The organism is Amycolatopsis sp. NPDC004772, from assembly GCF_053601215.1.
Window position 1 is genome coordinate 15994 of sequence record NZ_JBSGBK010000005.1, and the last position, 19567, is coordinate 35560.

The 19567-nt window shown below is 72.9% G+C and carries 18 protein-coding genes and 1 pseudogene; 8 read left to right on the forward strand and 11 right to left on the reverse strand.

Annotation, left to right across the window (positions count from 1 at the left end; genetic code table 11):
- The first annotated feature begins 152 nt into the window (after positions 1 to 152).
- The 3 genes and pseudogenes from ACWEF6_RS04670 (at position 153) to ACWEF6_RS04680 (ending at position 2654) form a co-directional block, all read left to right on the forward strand.
- On the forward strand, positions 153 to 1100 hold the full coding sequence (locus ACWEF6_RS04670; protein WP_449681661.1) for a hypothetical protein: 948 nt from the start codon (positions 153 to 155) through the stop codon (positions 1098 to 1100).
- 13 nt (positions 1101 to 1113) lie between these two features.
- On the forward strand, positions 1114 to 1569 hold the full coding sequence (locus tag ACWEF6_RS04675) for a hypothetical protein (RefSeq protein WP_449681662.1): 456 nt from the start codon (positions 1114 to 1116) through the stop codon (positions 1567 to 1569).
- 115 nt (positions 1570 to 1684) lie between these two features.
- Positions 1685 to 2654: pseudogene (locus ACWEF6_RS04680) on the forward strand (IS481 family transposase).
- Here the strand turns inward: ACWEF6_RS04680 and ACWEF6_RS04685 are convergent.
- From ACWEF6_RS04685 to ACWEF6_RS04695, 3 genes are all read right to left on the reverse strand, one after another.
- A complete protein-coding gene (locus ACWEF6_RS04685) occupies positions 2651 to 3436 on the reverse strand; it encodes a pentapeptide repeat-containing protein (protein WP_449681663.1) in 786 nt (261 codons plus the stop codon). The pseudogene ACWEF6_RS04680 and the gene ACWEF6_RS04685 overlap by 4 nt on opposite strands.
- Before the next feature lie 4 nt (positions 3437 to 3440).
- Positions 3441 to 4271: a tRNA (adenine-N1)-methyltransferase gene (locus tag ACWEF6_RS04690; RefSeq protein ID WP_449658669.1), complete on the reverse strand. Its 831-nt coding sequence runs from the start codon at positions 4269 to 4271 to the stop codon at positions 3441 to 3443.
- Positions 4272 to 4333: 62 nt separating this feature from the next.
- On the reverse strand, positions 4334 to 5485 hold the full coding sequence (locus tag ACWEF6_RS04695) for a site-2 protease family protein (RefSeq protein WP_449681664.1): 1152 nt from the start codon (positions 5483 to 5485) through the stop codon (positions 4334 to 4336).
- Between the two features lie 227 nt (positions 5486 to 5712).
- On the opposite strand from ACWEF6_RS04695, the gene ACWEF6_RS04700 reads away from it, so the two are divergent.
- From ACWEF6_RS04700 to ACWEF6_RS04710, 3 genes are all read left to right on the forward strand, one after another.
- On the forward strand, positions 5713 to 6612 hold the full coding sequence (locus ACWEF6_RS04700) for a RecB family exonuclease (protein ID WP_449681665.1): 900 nt from the start codon (positions 5713 to 5715) through the stop codon (positions 6610 to 6612).
- Complete coding sequence (locus ACWEF6_RS04705; RefSeq protein WP_449681666.1) at positions 6612 to 7403, forward strand: thioesterase family protein; 792 nt, start codon at positions 6612 to 6614, stop codon at positions 7401 to 7403. The genes ACWEF6_RS04700 and ACWEF6_RS04705 overlap by 1 nt, the downstream gene beginning before the upstream one ends.
- A 64-nt stretch (positions 7404 to 7467) precedes the next feature.
- Positions 7468 to 8406 (forward strand): ParA family protein, encoded by a 939-nt coding sequence (locus tag ACWEF6_RS04710; protein ID WP_449681667.1) that lies wholly within the window; start codon positions 7468 to 7470, stop codon positions 8404 to 8406.
- Between the two features lie 46 nt (positions 8407 to 8452).
- On the opposite strand, the gene hisG is transcribed toward ACWEF6_RS04710, so the two are convergent.
- The 6 genes from hisG to metH form a co-directional block, all read right to left on the reverse strand.
- A complete protein-coding gene (gene hisG, locus ACWEF6_RS04715; RefSeq protein ID WP_449681668.1) occupies positions 8453 to 9298 on the reverse strand; it encodes an ATP phosphoribosyltransferase in 846 nt (281 codons plus the stop codon).
- 43 nt (positions 9299 to 9341) lie between these two features.
- The gene (locus tag ACWEF6_RS04720; protein ID WP_013226745.1) at positions 9342 to 9605 is read right to left on the reverse strand and encodes a phosphoribosyl-ATP diphosphatase; all 264 of its coding nucleotides are present in this window, start codon (positions 9603 to 9605) and stop codon (positions 9342 to 9344) included.
- 369 nt (positions 9606 to 9974) lie between these two features.
- A complete protein-coding gene (locus ACWEF6_RS04725) occupies positions 9975 to 10460 on the reverse strand; it encodes a methylated-DNA--[protein]-cysteine S-methyltransferase (protein WP_449681669.1) in 486 nt (161 codons plus the stop codon).
- Positions 10461 to 10477: 17 nt separating this feature from the next.
- Positions 10478 to 11941, reverse strand: a complete 1464-nt coding sequence (locus ACWEF6_RS04730; RefSeq protein WP_449681670.1) for an AlkA N-terminal domain-containing protein — start codon at positions 11939 to 11941, stop codon at positions 10478 to 10480.
- 58 nt (positions 11942 to 11999) lie between these two features.
- Complete coding sequence (locus tag ACWEF6_RS04735) at positions 12000 to 12632, reverse strand: HAD family hydrolase (RefSeq protein WP_449681798.1); 633 nt, start codon at positions 12630 to 12632, stop codon at positions 12000 to 12002.
- 47 nt (positions 12633 to 12679) lie between these two features.
- Positions 12680 to 16234 (reverse strand): methionine synthase, encoded by a 3555-nt coding sequence (metH, locus tag ACWEF6_RS04740; RefSeq protein WP_449681671.1) that lies wholly within the window; start codon positions 16232 to 16234, stop codon positions 12680 to 12682.
- A 38-nt stretch (positions 16235 to 16272) separates the two neighbouring features.
- Between metH and ACWEF6_RS04745 the strand changes: the two genes are divergently transcribed.
- On the forward strand, positions 16273 to 17178 hold the full coding sequence (locus tag ACWEF6_RS04745; protein WP_086839241.1) for a PAC2 family protein: 906 nt from the start codon (positions 16273 to 16275) through the stop codon (positions 17176 to 17178).
- Between the two features lies 1 nt (position 17179).
- On the opposite strand, the gene ACWEF6_RS04750 is transcribed toward ACWEF6_RS04745, so the two are convergent.
- The gene (locus tag ACWEF6_RS04750) at positions 17180 to 18082 is read right to left on the reverse strand and encodes a phosphotriesterase family protein (protein ID WP_449681672.1); all 903 of its coding nucleotides are present in this window, start codon (positions 18080 to 18082) and stop codon (positions 17180 to 17182) included.
- A 38-nt stretch (positions 18083 to 18120) separates the two neighbouring features.
- Between ACWEF6_RS04750 and ACWEF6_RS04755 the strand changes: the two genes are divergently transcribed.
- Positions 18121 to 18666: a CGNR zinc finger domain-containing protein gene (locus ACWEF6_RS04755; RefSeq protein ID WP_449681673.1), complete on the forward strand. Its 546-nt coding sequence runs from the start codon at positions 18121 to 18123 to the stop codon at positions 18664 to 18666.
- On the opposite strand, the gene ACWEF6_RS04760 is transcribed toward ACWEF6_RS04755, so the two are convergent.
- A complete protein-coding gene (locus ACWEF6_RS04760) occupies positions 18661 to 19494 on the reverse strand; it encodes a metallophosphoesterase family protein (RefSeq protein WP_310972966.1) in 834 nt (277 codons plus the stop codon). The genes ACWEF6_RS04755 and ACWEF6_RS04760 overlap by 6 nt on opposite strands.
- Positions 19495 to 19567 lie beyond the last annotated feature (73 nt).

Genomic DNA, 19567 nt, shown 5'->3' on the forward strand with positions numbered 1-19567 from the left:
TGTGACGCCGCCAACCCTCCCCCGGGATCCGGGCAATTCCGGCCAGTTCCGCCCTAACCGCGCGGCGGCCCGGCCCGGTGGCTAGCATCGGGCGACGCTGTACCGGCCCGGACGGCCGGGCGCCACCGGAGGAACGCTAGGGGGCACCACTCATGACCTACCCGCCGCAGCAACCGGGCGGCTACGGCCAGCAGCCCGGCGGCCATGGGCAGCAGCCCGGGCCGTACGGCCAGCCCCAGCAGGGCGGATACCCCCAGAGCGGCCCCCAGCCCCAGCCCGGTTACGGCGGGACCCAGCAGTTCGGCCAGCCCGGCCCGTACGACGGCACGCAGCAGTACGGGCAGCCCGGCGGGTACGACGGCGGCCAGCAGTACGGCCAGGGCGGGTACGACAGCACGCAGCAGTACGGCCAGGGCGGGTACGGGCAGGGCGGTTACCAGCCCCAGACGGGCCCTCAGCCCCAGCAGGGCCACCCCCAGTACGGCCAGCAGGACCAGTGGGGCCAGCCGCCCCAGTCCTTCGGCGGCTACGACTCCTACGGCGGCTTCGGCGAAGCGCCCCCGCCCCCGAAGAAGAAGACCGGCCTGATCGTCGGCATCGCGGTGGCCGCGGTGGTGCTCGTCGGCGGCGGCGTGACCGCGGCGGTCCTGCTGAACCGCGACGACGAGCAGACCGCCGCACCGCCCGCGAGCAGCAGCTCGGCGGCGCCGACCGCGCCTTCGACGGCGCCGAAGGCGTCCACCCCGAAGCCCAAGAGCACGTCGCCGACCGCCCCGACGTCGAAGAGCAAGCCCGCCGGCGGCCCCGCCCCCGGCGGCAAGGCCAGCGCCCAGGAGCTGTTCGACTCGACCATCTCGGCCTACAACGCCAGCGACGAGGACGCGCTCGGCGACACCATCTGCCGCAGCGTCTACGAGGGCACCACGGGCGACATCCCGAAGGTCACGGTGAAGCTGACCGGCACGCCGGAGGAGACCGGCGACAAGGCGACCGTCCGCTACTCCGCCACCGACGGCAGCAAGACCAAGGTCGGCACGATGTCCGCGCAGAAGGAATCCGGGCTGTGGTGCCTGTCCAACGTCCGGGCGGACGGCTCGTGAGCACCCGGCGGCGGTGAACCGCCCGCTCGCCGCCGGGCTGGTCCTGCTCGGCGTGGCCGGCGCGGGCGTGGTGCTGGGGCTGCTGCTGGTCGCCCCGGCCGGCTCCCCGCCCCCGCCCTCGGCGCCGCCGTCACCCCCGGCCCGCCCGACGCAGGCCCCGGCCCCGGCCCCGGACGAGGCCGACACGGCGGCGGTGGCCGTGCTGGCCCAGGCGATCGTCGACGCGATCGCCCGCCACGACTCGGCGGCGTTCGGCAAGCTCACCTGCCGCCCGCAGACCGCGGAGGCCTTGGCCGGCCTCCAGCGGATGTGGGACGCGGCCGGTCCGGTCACGGTGAAGCTGCTGGCACCCCCGGAGCTGCGCGGCGAGTCGGCGACGGCGAAGGTGCACGTGGAAGCGTCGGGCGGGATCAAGGACACGCCCTTCCCGCTGCACAAGGAGAACGGCCGCTGGTGCGTGCCCGGCTAGCTGTAGTAACCATGGACGTTGTTGACGGTTGAGCGGCGCGTCGGGTTGAACATGACGAAGACCTCCGTGTGTGGTGCTGGTGTCTGACGCCATCACCGAACACAACGGAGGTTTCGTGTCCCACCGTAACGCGCGGTTGACCCTGCACGGACGCCGGTTACTGATCGACCGTGTCACCGCTGGACGCCCCGTCGCCCACGTCGCCGCCGAGCTGGGAATCTCCCGGGCGACCGGCCACAAATGGGTCCGCCGCTACCGCGAACACGGCGAAGCCGGCCTGCTCGACCGTTGCTCCAGGCCCCACCACTCACCCCGGCGGGTTCCCGAGGAGATCGAGCAGCAGATCATCGACCTGCGCCGGAACCGCCGGCTGGGCCCGGCCCGCATCGCCGGGATCCTCGACCTGCACGCCTCCACGGTGCACCGGGTCCTGACCCGCCACCACATGCCGAAACTGGCCTGGCTGGACCGCCCCACCGGGGAACCCATCCGCCGCTACGAACGCGACCGGCCCGGCGAACTCCTGCACGTCGATGTGAAGAAACTCGGCCGGCTCCGCGAGGGCGGCGGCTGGCGAGCCCACGGCCGCGACAGCGCACAACACGCCGCCACCCGCGCCGCACCACGCGTGGGCTACGAGTACGTCCACTGCGCCATCGACGACTACACCCGCCTCGCCTACGCCGAAATCCACCCCGACGAAACGGCCACCACCTGCGCCGGATTCCTCCGCCGCGCCGCCACCGCCCTGGCCGAACTGGGCATCGACCGGATCGAACGAGTCATGACCGACAACGCCCTGGCCTACCGCCGCTCCCACGCCTGGCGCGACACCCTCACCGAACTCGGCGCCGAGGCCCGCTTCATCCGCCGCTACCGGCCGCAAACCAACGGAAAAGCCGAACGGTTCAACCGCACCCTCGCCGAAGAATGGGCCTACGCCCAGCTCTTCACCAGCTCACACCACCGCGCCCAAGCGCTACCCGAATTCCTCCACCACTACAACCACCACCGCAGCCCACACCTCAATCGGCGGCAAACCACCCATCACCCGCGTCAACAACCTCACAGGGCACTACAGCTAGCCGGGCGGGGTGAACCCCTCGGGCCAGCGCGTGGCCGCGTCCGTGCGAACGCCGGTCAGGTCCGTGCCCTCCAGGACCGCCGCGGTCAGGTCCGCCCCGCGCAGGTCCGCGCCCCGCAGGAGCGCACCCGACAGCGTCGCGCCGGTCAGGTTCGCGTTCCGCAGCATCGCGCCCTCGAGGTTCGACCCCGCGAAACACACCCGCGGGATCGCCAGGCCGGTCAGATCGGCGCCCCGGAGATCGACGCGTTCCAGCTCGGACGGCGCGTCCGGTTCGATCATCCCGCCACGGCCCAGTGCCGCGATCGCGGCCGCCACGTCGTTGGCCGCGCCGCCTTCACGACGCGGCGTCGGTTCGCCCCGCCACGGTGCCCGGGTGCCGACGAACGAGGTGAGCAGCGCGTGGACGTGCCCGCGGTACCGGGGATCGAGCTCCGCCAGCTGTTCCAGCGCGTAGACGGCGCCCTGCCGGGTCGGCTCCTGCTCCGCACCGAGCTGGTCGATCGCCTTGGTGAACAGGTCGATCGACCGGCTCTCGCGGTTGAGCAGCAGCTGCCGGGACGTCAGGACGGCGCCCAGCCCGACCCCGGCCAGCGCCAGGAGCCCGCCCAGCGCCTGCAGCAGCGTGGCGCGGACGTCGTTCACGGCCTTCAGCCGGTCCGCCGCGCCGAGCCCGGGTGCGTGGCCGACCAGCCACGACGGCGCGAAGCCCACGCACAGCACGACCAGGACGGCGACGACCACCGCGGCGACCGCGAAGCCGGCCTTCCGGCGCGGCGGCACTCCCTCAGCCCTTACCCTTGGACGGCCGGCGGGACACCCGCGGGGACACGGTCCCGTCCGCCAGCCGGCGCGCGGTGAGCAGGAAGGCCGTGTGCGCCACCATCCGGTGGTCCGGGCGGACCGCCAGGCCCACCACGTGCCACGGGCGCATCAGCGTCTCCCACGACTCGGGCTCGGTCCAGCACTGCTGCTCGCGCAGCGATTCCGTGACGCGCGACAGCTGCGTCACCGTCGCCACGTAGACCGTCAGCACGCCGCCCGGAACCAGGTGGGCGGCCACGTTCGGCAGCTGGTCCCACGGCGCCAGCATGTCCAGCACGACCCGGTCGACCTCGCCCTCGTGCGAGGCCAGGTCGGCCACCGTGAGCGACCAGTTGGCCGGCTTCTCGCCGAAGAACTTCACCACGTTGCGCTCGGCGTGTTCGGCGTGGTCGTCGCGGATCTCGTAGGAGTGCACGCGACCGGCCGGGCCGACCGCGCGCAGCAGCGAGCACGTCAGCGCGCCGGACCCGGCCCCCGCCTCGAGCACGCGCGCGCCGGGGAAGATGTCGCCCCACATCACGATCTGCGCCGCGTCCTTCGGGTAGATCACCTGCGCGCCGCGGGGCATCGAGAGGACGTAGTCCGGCAGCAGCGGGCGCAGCGCGAGGTAGGTCGACCCGCCCGCGGACGTCACCACCGAGCCTTCGGGGCGGCCGATCAGGTCGTCGTGGGCCAGGGCGCCGCGGTGGGTGTGGTATTCACCACCGGTGGCCAGCGTCAGGGTGTAGTGCCGCCCCTTCGAGTCGGTCAACTGCACCCGATCACCCGCGCGAAACGGTCCGCTGACCGACAACACTTCCTCCTGTAACCCGTTTGGCCGACGCCAGATCTTCGCAGGCCGCGCGGGCGCCGGGCTCAGCGGGTACGGCGGTTGAGAGCGGCCCGCAGGTCGTCCCGGCGCAGCACGCCCGCCGGGCGGCCCTCGTCGTCGACGACGAGGAACTGCCACGCCGCCGTTTCGCGGACCCGCTCGACGACGTCCTCCCCCGGCTCCGACGCCAGCAGCACCGTCTCGGCCCGGATCGGCTCGGCCGCGAACTCGGCCGGGGCGTGCGGGGTGGCGCTCGCGAGCCGCTCCGCCTCGCCGACGTCCAGGAGCCCGGCCGCCACGCCGTCGGCGCGGACCAGGACCACGCCCCGGCCGGCCGAGGCGGCCAGCGCGTCCGAAACCGGGCTCTCGGCCGGCAGCTGCAGCACCGGCCGGACCAGCTCGCCGAGGACCAGGCCCTCCGGCCAGCTGCGGCGCGCTTCGGCGGCCAGCTCCGAGCGCGCGCCGAGGATCACGAACCACGCCGTCACGACGCAGACGCCCAGCCGCAGCCAGCGGTCCGGGCTCGCGGTCGCCAGGCCCCACAGGGCCCAGACCAGCAGCCCCGCGGCCACGACCGCGCCGCCGGCGACCGCGGCGCGGGTGCCCTTGGCACGGATCCCGGTGGCCGCCCAGACCCCGGCGCGGACCAGCCGGCCGCCGTCCAGCGGCAGCCCGGGCAGCAGGTTGAACACGCCGACGGCGAGGTTGGCCACCGCGCATTCGGCGACCAGGAGCCAGACCGCGCCGTCCGGCGGGACGGCGAACATCAACAGGCCGCAGAAGCCGCCGAGCAGCAGCGACACCGCGGGCCCGGCCGCGGCGACCAGGCCTTCGTCGCCGGGCCGCTTGGGCGTGCGGGCCACTTCGGACAGGCCGCCGAGCAGGAACAGGCGCAGCCGCCGCACCGGGATCCCCAGCCGCAGCGCGACCAGGCAGTGCCCGAGTTCGTGGGCGAGCACGGACAGGCCCAGCAGCAGCGCGAAGGCCCCGGCGAGCAGCCACGACGTCGTGGTCGAGGCCTCCGGGAGCAGCCGCCCGACCAGCGGCGCGTACAGCACGACGACGATCAGCGAGCCGACCCACCACGAGGGTGCGAGCAGCACCGGCACCCCGGCGACCCGGAACAGCACGAGGCCACCGTCCGAGAGGACGGCCTGCCGGGTACCCCCGGTGCCCTGGTCACTGGTCGCGGCCATGCGGAGAGCCTAGAGCCCCGGGTGTGGGTACCGGGTGATCCGGCCCCACCGGTGTCGCGTGGCGACCTGCGCCCCAATGTGGCGTTGGGTGCATCTGACGCACCGAACGCCACATTGGGTGCGCTCAACGCACCGAACGCCACATTGGGGCGCTTGGGGCGGCCCGGTCGGGGGCAGCGGGCGTTGCGGTCGCCGGAACTGTCGGACCCCGGCGTTACGCTCTGCCCATGCCCGACGCCGACACTGTCACCACCGACACCCCAGCCTCCGCCGTCGCCACCGAGGTGCGGCGGCGGCCCGCGCTGTCGCCGTCGAGGGCCAGCGACTTCAAGCAGTGCCCGCTGCTCTACCGGTTCCGCGCGGTCGACCGGCTGCCGGAGGTCCCGACCAAGGCCCAACTGCGCGGCACGCTCGTCCACTCCGTCCTGGAGCGGCTGTTCGCCCTCCCGGCCGCCGAGCGCGTCCCCGCCCAGGCCCGCGAGCTGCTCGGCCCGGCGTGGACGGACCTGTCCGCGGACCGTCCGGAGTGGACCGAGCTGTTCGACGGCGAAAAACCCGAAGACCACGCGGAATGGCTGCAGTCGGCCGAAAAGCTCCTCGACGCCTACTTCGAACTCGAAGACCCGCGCCGCCTCGAACCGGAGGCCTGCGAGCTGCACGTCGAGATCGAGCTCGGCTCCGGTGTCCTGCTGCGCGGCTACATCGACCGGCTCGACGTCGCGCCCACCGGCGAGATCCGGGTCGTCGACTACAAGACCGGGGCCGCGCCGCGCGAGATCGGCGAGGCGAAGGCGATGTTCCAGATGAAGTTCTACGCCGTGGTGCTGTGGCGGCTGCGCGGGATCGTCCCGCGCCAGCTGAAGCTCATGTACCTCACCGACGGCCAATCGCTCGCCTACACCCCCGACGAGGCCGAGCTGCTGCGCTTCGAGCGCACCCTCGAAGCGATCTGGCAGGCCATCCTGAAGGCGGGCAAGACCGGCGACTTCCGGGCGAACAAGAGCAAGCTGTGCCACTGGTGCGACCACCAGGCGCACTGCCCCGAGTACGGCGGCACCCCACCCGAATATCCCGGCTGGCCGGAGCCCGACGCGGGCGACGAGACGCCCCTGGACCGGGCCGACTGATGGCCGACGCCTTCTACGCCCCGCTCGGCGACGGCCGGTTCTCCGCGACCGGGCACACGGCCGGCCCGTGGACGCCGGACGCCCAGCACTTCGGCCCGCCGTCGGCGTTGCTCGTCCGCGCCCTCGAAAACGTCGAATCCGCGCACCCGGCCGAACTCGCGCGGGTGACCGTCGAGATCCTCGGGCCGGCGCCGGTCGCCGAGCTCACCGTGCGGGCCCGGATCGAGCGGCCCGGCCGGTCGGTCGAGTTGCTGCAAGCCGAGCTGGCGAGCGCCCAACGGGTCGTGGCGCGGGCGTCGGCGTGGCGCATCGCGACGTCGGACACCTCAGAGGTCGCCACCGACGCCGGCCCGCGGCTGCCCACGCCCGGCAGCGTCGCGGAGTCGCCGTGGCCGGACGGCTGGCAGGGCGGCTACCTCGACGCGGTCGAGTGGCGCGCGGTGCGGGGCGGCATGGACGTCCCGGGCCCGGCGGCCGTGTGGGCGCGCCAGCGCGTCCCGCTGGTCGACGGCGAGGAGCCGAGCGGCCTGCAGCGGCTGTTCGCCGTCGCCGACTCCGGCAACGGCGTGTCCAACTACCTCGACCCGCGGAAGTGGTGGTTCATCAACTCCGAACTCACCGTGCACCTGCGGCGGACACCGTCCGGCGAGTGGATCGGCCTCGACGCGGTGACGCTGGTGGGCCACCACGGCATCGGCACGGCGACGAGCATCCTGCACGACGAAGGCGGCCCGGTGGCCACCGGCGCGCAGGCGCTGATGGTCCGGCCGCGACAGGCCGGGGGCGGATAGCCACCCACAACGGGCCCGCATCCAATAACCTTCGCGGAACGACCGACTTGAGGAGCGCTCCGGCATGCAGATCACCTCGGTGGTCAACCAGAAAGGCGGGGTCGGGAAGACCTCTCTGAGCGTCGGCACCGCGGCCGCACTGGCCGAGCGGGGCCGCCGGGTGCTCCTGGTCGACCTCGACCCGCAGGGCCACGCGACGACCGAGATGCTCGGGCTGTCCGAGGTGGCCGCGGACCAGCCGAGCCTGGCGAAGGCGCTGGCCAAGACGTGGAAGGGCCCGATCGAGGAACTCGTCGTGCCGCACCCGCGCAGCAACCTCGGCCGCGGCGGCGCGCTCGACGTCGTGCCGACGTCACCGGGGATGTTCGACCTGATCCGGCGGCTCGACTCGTTCCGCGTCCCCGGCTGGCAGCTGGCGCGGGTCATCCAGTTCGCCAACTACGACCACTGCGTCATCGACTGCCCGCCGGCGCTGGACGTGCTGACGAACAACGCGCTGGCGGCCTCGCACGGCATCCTGGTGCCGGTCCAGCCGGACAAGACGAGCATCCGCGCGCTGCGGCTGCTGGCCGACCAGGTCCGCTACGTCGAGCAGACCGTCGGGCGGCAGCCGCTGTCGTGGTTCGGCCTGGTCCCGAGCCTGTACCGGCGGCCGATCTCGCACTACGCGGCCGCGGCGCTGCAGGAGATGTACGACTTCGGCATCCCGATGCTGTCGCACCTGCCGCTGGGCGTGGTGATGAACGAGGCGGCCGCGCACGGCGTCCCGGTGACGACGTACGCACCGGAGACGTTGCAGGCGCTGTCCTTCCGCGAGATCGCCGAGACGCTCGACAGCTACCTGGAGGAGAACGCGGCCCCGGCGGTGGTCCCGGCCGACGAGGAGTTCGTCTTCGAGGACTTCATCTCCGAGGTGGCGGTGGCGCGCAACGTCAACGACAACGGCGCCCGCAAGGGCCTCTACGATCTGCTGCCCAAGAAACCCAACCGTCCCCGGTCGTGAGTGGTCAGGCGGGTTCTGACCCGCCTGACCACTCACGACGGGCGGGTCAGAGGCGGCAGGAGCGGATGTCGGAGGCCAGGATCGCCTTCGCGCCGACCTCGGCCAGCTCGTCCATGATCAGGTTGACCTTCTTGCGCGACACCATCGCCCGCACGGCCACCCAGTCTTCGTCGGCCAGCGGCGCCACCGTCGGCGACTCCAGGCCCGGCGTGATCGCGATCGCGCGCTCGACCAGCGTCCGCGGGCAGTCGTAGTCGAGCATCATGTACTGCTGCGCGAACACGACCCCGCGCAGGCGCGCGGCCAGCTGCGACTTCGCCTTGCTCTCCCCGGTGCCCCGGCGCTGCAGCAGCACCGCTTCCGAGACGCAGATCGGGTCGCCGAAGGCCACCAGGTTGTTCTGCCGCAGCGAGCGCCCGGACTCGACGACGTCCGCGATCGCGTCCGCCACGCCGAGCTGGATCGAGATTTCGACCGCACCGTCGAGGCGGATCACTTCGGCCTCGACGCCGTGGCGGGCGAGGTCGTCGCGGACCAGCCGCGGGTAGGACGTGGCCAGCCGCTTGCCGTGCAGGTCCGCCGGCTTCCACTCGCGGCCGGCCGGGGCCGCGTAGCGGAACGTCGAACCGCCGAAGCCGAGCGCCTGGATCTCCTCGACCGGGGCGCCGGAGTCGAGCGCGAGGTCGCGGCCGGTGATGCCGAGGTCGAGCTCGCCGGAGCCGACGTAGATGGCGATGTCCTTGGGCCGCAGGAAGAAGAACTCGACCTCGTTGACCGGGTCGAGCACGGTCAGGTCGCGCTGCTCATGCCGCTTGCGGTAGCCCGCCTCGCCGAGCATCTCCGTCGCCGCGGCGGCGAGGGCTCCCTTGTTCGGCACGGCAACACGCAGCATTTCGCTCTTCTCCTCGTTCTTCGGGTTCTTCGGGGACCACCCGTCACAGGTAGCGGTAGACGTCCTCGGTCGACAGCCCGCGGCCGAGCATCAGCACCTGCACCCGGTACAGCAGCTGCGAGATCTCCTCGGCGAGCCGCTCGTCGGACTCGTGCTCGGCGGCGATCCACACCTCGCCGGCTTCCTCGAGCACCTTCTTGCCCTGGGCGTGCACCCCGGCATCGAGGGCGACGACGGTGCCGGACCCGTCGGGACGGGTACGCGCACGCTCGGCAAGCTCCGCGAACAGCTCATCGAAGGTCTTCACGATGCGGAATCCTTCCATCCCGCACCCCGCGGCGCCGCCCCGCCCCGCCGCGGATGCAGCCCATCTCACACGGCCGTGGACACCGGCTCCCACGGGCTGGGATCAGCTCACGAAAGGGTGGCCACCCTCGGCCCGGCGGCGGGCTCGGCCGGGCTCGGGCGCCCGGGCAGCAATCCCGCGCACCGCACCGGATCGCCGCGTCGACGCCGCCGCGGGACTTCCGCACCCGCCTGCCGCGCTTCCCCGCCGCAGGAGTTCCCCCGCGACCGCCGAACCTCCGCACCCGCCGCCGGGCGCGGCCCGCGCCGCCGCAGGCCTCCGGTCCCGGGCCGGAGCACGCCGGGGCCCCGCCGGGTTCGCGGCCGAGCCTCAGAAGAGCGCGCCCTGCTCGAAGTCCAGCAGGTACCGCTTGCGCTCGAGGCCGCCGCCGTAGCCGGTGAGCGAGCCGGTGGAACCGACCACGCGGTGGCACGGGACGATGATGCCGATCGGGTTCTTCCCGTTGGCCAGCCCGACCGCCCGCGACGCGGCCGGGTTGCCGAGCCGGTCGGCGAGCTGGCCGTAGGAGATCGTGGTGCCGTACGGGATCTTGCGCAGCTGGGCCCAGACCGACTGCTGGAACGGCGTGCCCACGAACGTCAGCGGGACGTCGAACTCGTGGCGCTGCCCGGCGAAGTACTCCTTCAGCTCGGTCTCGGCGCGGTCGAAGATCCCGGCGCCGGGGTCGTGGGTGCCGAAGGTCAGCTCGTCCGGGCGGTGGCGCTGGTCGACCATGTAGAGGCCGCAGAGCGCGGCGCCCTCGGCGACCAGCGTCAACGGGCCGCAGGGGCTGTCGACGACGGCGTGGGTGCGCATCTTTTCTCCTGTCGGTTTCATGCCGCGGGCATCCGGTTGATCGCGTGGTCGCCGGTGGCCCACAGGTGCTGGGTGGCGTAAGCGCGCCAAGGGCGCCACGCCGCGGAGCGGGCGACGACGGCCGCCTGGCCGCCGAGGCCGAGGGTCTCCGCCGCGTACTTGATGCCGAGGTCGGTGGGGAGGAACGCGTCCGGGTCGCCGAGCGCGCGCATCGCGATGGTCTCGACCGTCCACGGCCCGAAGCCGGGCAACGCGCTCAAAGCGGCCCGCGCGGCCTCCCAGTCGCTGCCCGCGCTGAGGTCCAGTCCGTCCGTCAACGCCTCGACCAGCCCGAGCAGCGTGCGACGGCGGCTGCGGGGCATGGCCAGCGTCTCGGGGTCCAGCGAAGCCAGCGCCGCCGGGGACGGGAACAGGTGCGTCAGGCCGCCTTCGGGGTCGTCGACCGGTTCGCCGTGCGCGACGACGAGCCGCGCCGCGTGGGTGCGGGCGGCCGCCGTCGAGACCTGCTGGCCGAGCACCGCCCGCACGGCGAACTCGGCGCCGTCGACGGCGCGCGGGACCCGGCGGCCGGGAGCGGCCGCGACCAGCGGGGCGAGCAGCGGGTCGGTGGCGAGCTGCTCGTCGACGGCGACCGGGTCGGCGTCGAGGTCCAGCAGCCGCCGGCACCGGCTGGTCGCGGCGGGCAGGTCCCGCAGGTCGGCCAGGCTGAGCCGGCAGGCGATGTGCCCGTCCTCGGGCCGCAGCGCGACGACGCCGTGGCCGTGCGGCAGCCGCAGCGTCCGGCGGTAGGCGCCGTCCCGCCACTCCTCCACGCCCGGCACGCCGGTCGCGGCCAGGTGCCCGAAGAGGTTGTCCGGGCACAGCGGCTTCCGGTACGGCAGCCGTAGGACGAGCGCGCCGGGCGCCGCGGTGGGCCGGCCCTTCGCGCGCTGCCGCAGTTCGGTCGGGGAGAGCGCGAACACCTCGCGGACGGTGTCGTTGAACGTCCGGATGCTGCCGAACCCGGCGGCCAGGGCCAGCTCGGTCATCGGCAGCGTGGTCGTCTCGATCAGCGTCCGCGCGGTCTGCGCGCGCTGGGCCCGGGCCAGCGCCAGGGGTCCGGCGCCGAGTTCGGCGAACACCTGGCGTTCGACCTGCCGGACGCTGTAGCCGAGGCGGGCGGCGAGGCCGCGGACGCCTTCGGTGTCGACGATGCCGTCGGCGATCAGCCGCATCGCCCGCGCGACGAGGTCGGCGCGTTCGTTCCACAGCGGCGAGCCCGGGCTGGCGTCGGGACGGCACCGTTTGCACGCCCGGAACCCGGCCTGCTGCGCGGCCGCGGCACTCGGGTGGAAGCTCATGTTCTGCCGCTTGGGCGGCACGACCGGGCAGCTGGGCCGGCAGTAGATCCGGGTCGTCAGGACCGCGCAGTAGAACCACCCGTCGAACCGGGCGTCCTTCGCCTGCACGGCCCGCACGCACCGTTCGAAGTCCTCATGCACCACGCCAGCATCGCGGACTCCGGCGACCCGGGCTAGCGGAAAAGCGACATGGTCGTGGTCAGCCGAGCAGGGCCGCCAGCGCCGGCACGTCGATGCCCACCAGGGAGTCGCGGAACACCCGCCGCTCCCCCGTTTCGACCTCGACGTCGTTGGGCACGACCAGCACCGTGCAGCCCGCCGCGACCGCCGAAGCCGTGCCCGGCGGCGAGTCCTCGACCGCCACGCAGCGCTCCGGCGAAACGCCGAGCAGTTCGGCCGCCTTGAGGTACGGGCGCGGGTGCGGCTTGTTCAGGCCTTCGACTTCGTCGCCGCACACGGTGACGTCGAAGAAGTCCCGGCCGATCGTGTTCAGCGCGAGTTCGGTCAGTTCGCGCTCGGTCGAGGTGACCAGCGCCGAGCGCAGGCCCGCCTCGCGCACCGCCGTCAGGGCTTCCCGGGCGCCGGGGCGCCACGGCAGCTCGTCGTCGAAGAGCCCGGCCGTGCGGCGGCGGATCTCCGCCCCCGTCGACGCGATCGCTTCCGGCGTCACCGGAAGGCCGACCACCTCGAGGAGGTAGGCCGAGGTGTCGTCCATGTTGGACCCGACGAGCGTCATCCGCTGCTCTTCGGAAAGCTTGCCGCCGAGGAATTCCGCTGTCTCGTAGAGGGCGACGTCCCACAGCTTCTCGGAATCGACGAGCGTGCCGTCCATGTCCCACAACACGGCGTCGAGACCGTCCACAGTGGATTCCCTCCGGATCAGGTGTTGAAGTACTTCGCTTCGGGGTGGTGGCAGACGATCGCGTCGGTCGACTGCTCGGGGTGCAGCTGGTACTCCTCGGACAGCTTCACGCCGATCCGGCCCGGTTCGAGGAGGGCGACGATCTTCGCCCGGTCTTCGAGGTCGGGACAGGCGCCATAGCCCAGGGAGAACCTCGCCCCACGGTAGCCGAGCTTGAAGAAGTCCTCGACGTCGTCGGGGTCCTCTGAGGCGACCGCCACACCGCCGGGGAAGGTGAGCTCTCCCCGGATGCGGCAGTGCCAGTATTCGGCCAGCGCTTCGGTGAGCTGGACGCCGAGGCCGTGGACCTCCAGGTAGTCGCGGTAGGCGTTGGCGGCGAACAGCTCGTTCGCGTAATCCGCGATCGGCTGCCCCATGGTGGCGACGGTGAACGGCACGACGTCGACTTCGCCCGCCTCGCGGGGGCGGTAGAAGTCGGCCAGGCAGAGCCGCCGGTCGCGCCACTGCCGCGGGAAGGTGAACCGCACCCGCTCGGGCGCGTCGAGCGACGGCTCGGTGAGCACGACCAGGTCGTCGCCCTCGGCGACGCACGGGAAATAGCCGTAGACGACGGCGGCGTGGGCGAGGACGCCGTCGGCGGTCAGCCGGTCGAGCCAGTACCGCAGCCGCGGCCGGCCCTCGGACTCGACGAGTTCGTCGTAGGTCGGCCCGGCGCCGCCGCGGGCGCCCTTGAGCCCCCACTGGCCCATGAAGGTCGCGCGCTCGTCGAGCATCGCGGCGTAGTCGGCGAGCGCGACGCCCTTGACCACCCGCGAACCCCAGAACGGCGGGCTCGGCAGCGGGACGTCGGTGGCGACGTCCGAGCGCGCGGGCGGCGGCCCGTCGAGGGCTGCCTCCTCGGCCTTGCGGGCTTTGCGCGCCTCGGCGATCCGCAGCGAGCGTTCGCGGCGTTCCTTGCGCTCCTGACGCTTTTTCTCCGCGTCGGCGTCCACGAGCGGCGACTCCCCGCGCTTGGCGGCCATGATCGCGTCCATCAGCCGCAGGCCTTCGAACGCGTCCCGCGCGTACCGGACGTCGCCGAGGTAGAGCTCGGTCAGGTCGTTCTCCACGTAGGACCGGGTGAGCGCGGCACCGCCGAGCAGCACCGGCCAGCGCGCCGAGACGCCCCGGGAGTTCATCTCCTGGAGGTTCTCTTTCATGATCACCGTGGACTTCACCAGCAGCCCGGACATCCCGATCGCGTCGGCGCCGTGCTCGGCGGCCGCGTCGAGGATGGTCGTGATGGGCTGCTTGATGCCGAGGTTGACGACCTCGTAGCCGTTGTTGGACAGGATGATGTCGACGAGGTTCTTGCCGATGTCGTGGACGTCGCCGCGCACGGTGGCCAGCACGATCCGGCCCTTGCCGGAGTCGTCGCCGGACTCCATGTGCGGCTCGAGGTGGGCGACGGCGGCCTTCATCACCTCGGCGGACTGGAGCACGAACGGCAGCTGCATCTGCCCGGAGCCGAACAGCTCGCCGACGGTCTTCATCCCGGACAGCAGCGTGTCGTTGATGATCTGCAGGGCGGGCCGCTGCTCCAGCGCGGCGTCGAGGTCGTCGGTGAGCCCGTTGCGCTCGCCGTCGACGATCCGGCGTTCGAGGCGTTCGAAGAGCGGCAACGCGGCCAGCTCCTCGGCCCGCGACGCCTTCGACGACGCCGCGCTGACGCCCTCGAACAGGGCCATCAGCTCCTGCAGCGGGTCGTACCCCTCGCGGCGGCGGTCGTGGACGAGGTCGAGGGCGACCGCGCGCTGGTCGTCCGGGATCCGGGCCATCGGGAGGATCTTCGACGCGTGCACGATCGCGGTGTCGAGGCCGGCCTGGACGCACTCGTGCAGGAACACCGAGTTCAGCACCTGCCGCGCGGCCGGGTTGAGCCCGAAGGAGATGTTCGACAGGCCCAGGGTGGTCTGGACGTCGGGATGGCGGCGTTTGATCTCGCGGATGGCTTCGATCGTTTCGATGCCGTCGCGGCGGGACTCCTCCTGGCCGGTGGCGATGGTGAAGGTGAGCGCGTCGATGATGACGTCGGAGGTGCGCAGGCTCCACTTGCCGGTGATGTCCCCGATCAGCCGGGTCGCGATGTCGGCCTTCTTGGCCGCGGTGCGCGCCTGGCCTTCTTCGTCGATGGTGAGCGCGACGACCGCGGCGCCGTGCTCGCTGACCAGGTCCATGACCTGGGTGAACCGCGACTCGGGCCCGTCGCCGTCCTCGTAGTTGACGGAGTTGACCGCGCACCGGCCGCCGAGGCGTTCGAGGCCCGCGCGCAGCACGGCGACCTCGGTGGAGTCGAGCATGATCGGCAGCGTGGAGGCGGTGGCCAGGCGCCCGGCGAGCTCGGCCATGTCCGCGGTGCCGTCGCGGCCGACGTAGTCGACGCACAGGTCGAGCAGGTGGGCGCCGTCGCGGGTCTGTTCGCGGGCGATCTCGACGCAGTCGTCCCAGCGGCCGTCGAGCATAGCGGTGCGGAAGGCTTTCGAACCGTTGGCGTTGGTCCGCTCGCCGATCACCAGCACGCTGGCGTCCTGCTTGAACGGCACGGCCTGGTAGAGCGACGACACGCCGGGTTCGGGCCGCGGCCGCCGGGGCACCGGTGCCGTGTCCGCGACGGCCGCGGCGAGCTGCCGGATGTGCTCGCCGGTGGTGCCGCAGCAGCCGCCGACCAGGCCGGCGCCGAACTCGCGGACGAACCCGGTCAGCGCCTCGACCAGGGCTTCCGGGCCGAGCGGGTAGACCGCGCCGTCCGGGCCCAGCTCGGGCAGGCCGGCGTTCGGCATGACCGACAGCGGCACCCGGGCGTGCTTGGCGAGCTGCCGCAGGTGCTCGCTCATCTCGGCCGGCCCGGTGGCGCAGTTGAGCCCGATGACGTCGATGCCGAGCGGTTCGAGCGCGGCGAGCGCCGCGCCGACCTCGGTGCCGAGCAGCATGGTGCCGGTCGTTTCGACGGTGATCGAAACGAGGACCGGCACGGACCGGCCCTCGGCCGCCATCGCCCGCTTGGCGCCGATGACCGACGCCTTCGTCTGGAGGATGTCCTGGGTGGTTTCGACGATCACCGCGTCGGCACCGCCGGCGAGCAGGCCGCGGACCTCCTCGCGGTAGGCGTCACGCAGCGTGGTGAACGGCGCGTGGCCGAGCGTCGGGAGCTTGGTGCCGGGCCCGACCGAGCCGAGCACGAACCGCGGGCGGCCGGGCGTCGCGAACTCGTCAGCGGTTTCGCGGGCCAGCCGGGCGCCGGCCTCGGCCAGTTCGAAGATCCGGCCGGTGATGTCGTACTCGGCGAAGTTGGCGAAATTGGCCCCGAAAGTGTTGGTCTCGACAGCGTCCGCGCCCGCTTCGAGGTACCCGCGGTGCACCGAGCGGACCACGTCCGGCCGGGTGACGTTGAGGATCTCGTTGCACCCTTCGAGACCGCCGAAGTCGTCCAGGCCGAGGTCGTGGGCCTGCAGGGCGGTGCCCATCGCCCCGTCGGCCACCAGGACACGCGAGCGGAGGGCGTCGAGGAACGGGGACGACAGGCGGTCGGACATGCTGAACAGCGTAAGGCCGGTGGTCGTAGGCTGGTCCGGTGAGTGAGCCCGTCGACGAGACCCCGCGGCCGCCCGGCGGCCGCCCCGAACCCACCCGGCCGCTGATGGTGGTCGCCTTCGAAGGATGGAACGACGCGGGTGACGCGGCCAGCCGGGCGGTCGAGCACCTGCAGCTGAACTGGGACGCCACCCCGCTGGCGGAACTGGAGCCCGACGACTACTACGACTTCCAGGTCAGCCGCCCGACCGTCCGGATGGTGGACGGCGTCACTCGACGGGTGGACTGGCCGACGACGCGGCTGTCGGTGTGCCGCCCCGACGGCTTCGACCGCGACGTGGTCCTCGTCCAGGGTCCCGAGCCCAACATGCGCTGGCGCGCGTTCTGCGCGGAGCTGCTGGAGCACATCCAGCAGCTCGACGTCGCAACCGTGGTGACGCTGGGGGCGTTGCTCGCCGACACCGCGCACACCCGGCCCGTCCCGGTCACCGGAACGGCCTACGACAAGGACACGGCCTCGCTCTACGGCCTCGACCTGAACAACTACCAGGGCCCGACCGGCATCGTCGGCATCCTCCAGGACTACTGCGTGCAGGCGGGCATCCCGGCGGTGTCGATCTGGGCCGCGGTGCCGCACTACGTGTCGCACCCGCCGTCCCCGAAGGCGACGCTGGCGCTGCTGCACAAGCTGGAGGACATCCTCGACGTCGAAATCCCGCTGGGCGCGCTGCCCGAGCAGTCCGAGGAATGGCAGCGCACGGTCAGCGAGATGGCCGACGAGGACGAGGAGATCAGCGAGTACGTCCGCAGCCTCGAGGAGCGCGGCGACGCCCAGAGCGAGGTCGCGGAGCAGGACGTGAGCGGCGACAAGATCGCCGCGGAGTTCGAGCGCTACCTGCGCCGCCGCGGCCGTGGCGGCGGGCAGGAAGGCTTCGGCCTGCGCTGAGTCACCGGCGCCAGTTGGTGGCGAACGCCCGCGCGGGGTTCGCCACCAGCAGGGCCGTGACGACGTCGCCGCCGAGCCGCTGCGCCAGCCGCGGCGCGAGCGTGGTGAGCAGGTAGGCCGCGCCCGGCTGGAACCGGGCCGCGGCCGTCGTGGTGTCGCCGCCCAGCAGGATCCGCCCGCCGTGCCCGGCCTCGACGAGCACTTCGAGGCCGTCGAAGAGCCGCTGGTCGGTGGCGTGGTTGGCCCGCGACGGACCGTCGAAGCCGAGGAACACGCCGGTCTCGGCGATCTCCCGCTGCAGCGGCGGGTCCGGGTTCCGGTTCAGGTGCCCCAGGATCACCTTCTCGGGTGGGACATCGAGCTTGCCGCAGAGCAGGTCGACCGTCTCCAGGCCCGCCGTGCCGAGTTCGAGGTGCACGGCGATCGGCGCGCCGGTCTCCTCGTGGGCGACCGCGGCGGCGGTCATCGTCAGCCGGGCGTGCGCATCGATCGTGTGGAAGGCGCCGGCGACCTTGATCAGCCCGGCGCGCGGTGCGGTGGTCCCGGTCAGGTCGTCGACGAAGACGCCGGCGAGGTCGTCGACGAGCCGGCTCAGTGCGGCGGGCGCGTAGTGCTCGGCGCGGTGCAGGCCGGTGGCGCCCACCAGGTGCACGCCCGTCTCCCGCGCGATCCGGGCGAGCTCCGGCATCCGGCGGCCGAGCCCGTGCGGCGTCCACTGGACGAGGGCCGCACCGCCCGCCGCCTTGAAGTGGAGCACCTGCTCCGTGGCCGGCTCCCGGCCGTCGAGCTCCTGGCCCGGCAGCAGTTTCGAGGCGAAGAAGAGGTGGTCGTGCGAGTTCGTCACGCCCAGTTCGGCCGGATCGATGTCACCCAGCACCGTCCGGACCTTCGGCTCCCCAGTCACGATCGTCAGTGTAACGCCTCACCCGTTACGCTGGCGAGGTGTCCGAAGACTTCCGCCTCGACATGGGCGCCCCCTGGCTGAACCTCCTGGCCACCCGCGGCCGGCACTTCGGCGCGCAGCCGGTCGAGCGGCTGCCGACGGCTGCGCGGCTGCGCGAGTGGCTCGCTCTGTCCGAGCTGACCCCGCTCGCCCCGGTCACGGACACCGACCTGGACCGGGCCCGCGAACTCCGCGAGACACTCCGGCCCCTGGCTCTCGGCGCGGTCGACGGCCTCGCGCCGACCGCGGAGCAGGTCCGGGCCCTGGCGCAGGCACTTGCCCAGGAGCCGGTCCACCTGGCGGCGCTGGAGAGGCTGCACCGGAGCGCCCCGCCGACCGCCGCGGCCGCCTTCGCCCGGCTGGCCCACCAGGCCACGGACTGGCTCACCGGCCCCCTGCGGCACGACCTCCGGGCCTGCCCCGAGCAGGACTGCCGCGGGGTGTTCGCCGACCCGGGCGGCCGGCGGCGGTGGTGCCCGTCCCCGGCATGCGCCAGCCGCGGGCGGGTGCGCGCCCTCAGGGAGCGGCGGCGCGAGGGATCATGACGGCCACAGGATGCGGCGCATCGGCACCGCGCCGCGGGCCCGCTTGCGCCACTCGCGCGGATAACCCAGCGAGACCTCTTCGAACCGGACGCCGTCGGCCTCGGTGCTGCGCGGGATGTGCAGGTGCCCGTACACCGCGATCTCCGCGCGGTAGCGGACGTGCCAGTCCTCGGTCTTCGTCGTGCCGCACCACAGCGCGAACTCCGGCCAGTACAGCGGCGCCGTCGGGTGGCGGTGCAGCGGCCAGTGCGACATCAGGATCGTGCCGTGGTCCTCGGGGATCGCGTCGAGGCGCTCGGTGCTGATCTTCAGCCGGTCCGCGCACCACGCTTGGCGGCTCGGGTACGGGTCCGGGTACAGGAAGTACTCGTCGGTGCAGACCACGCCGGCCTCGCGAGCCTGGCGCAGGGCCTCCTCCAGGGACTTGCCCTCGGCCTCCGGGGTCCGCCAGCTGTAGTCGTAGAGCAGGAACAGCGGGGCGATCGTCAGCGGCCGCGGGCCGTGCGTCCAGACCGGGAACTCGTCCTCCGGGGTCAGGACGCCGATCTCGCGGCACTGCTCCACCAGGTACTCGTACCGGGCCTGGCCGCGCAGCTGGCAGTCGTCGTTCTTCGTCGTCCACAGCTCGTGGTTGCCCGGCACCCAGACGACCTTGGCGAACCGGCTGCGCAGGGTCTTCAGCGTCCCGATGGTGGCCTCGGCCAGCTCGGCGACGTCGCCGGCGACGAGCAGCCAGTCTTCGGGGGTTTCCGGGACGACCGAGTCGAGGATGGGGCCGTTGCCCTCGTGGGTCACGTGGAGGTCGCTGGTGGCGAACAGGTGCGGCACCCCTCCACCGTAACCACCGCCGCCGGGGAAGCTAGGCAAAACCTGCGGATCCCTTCGCGCCGGGCGCCGACGG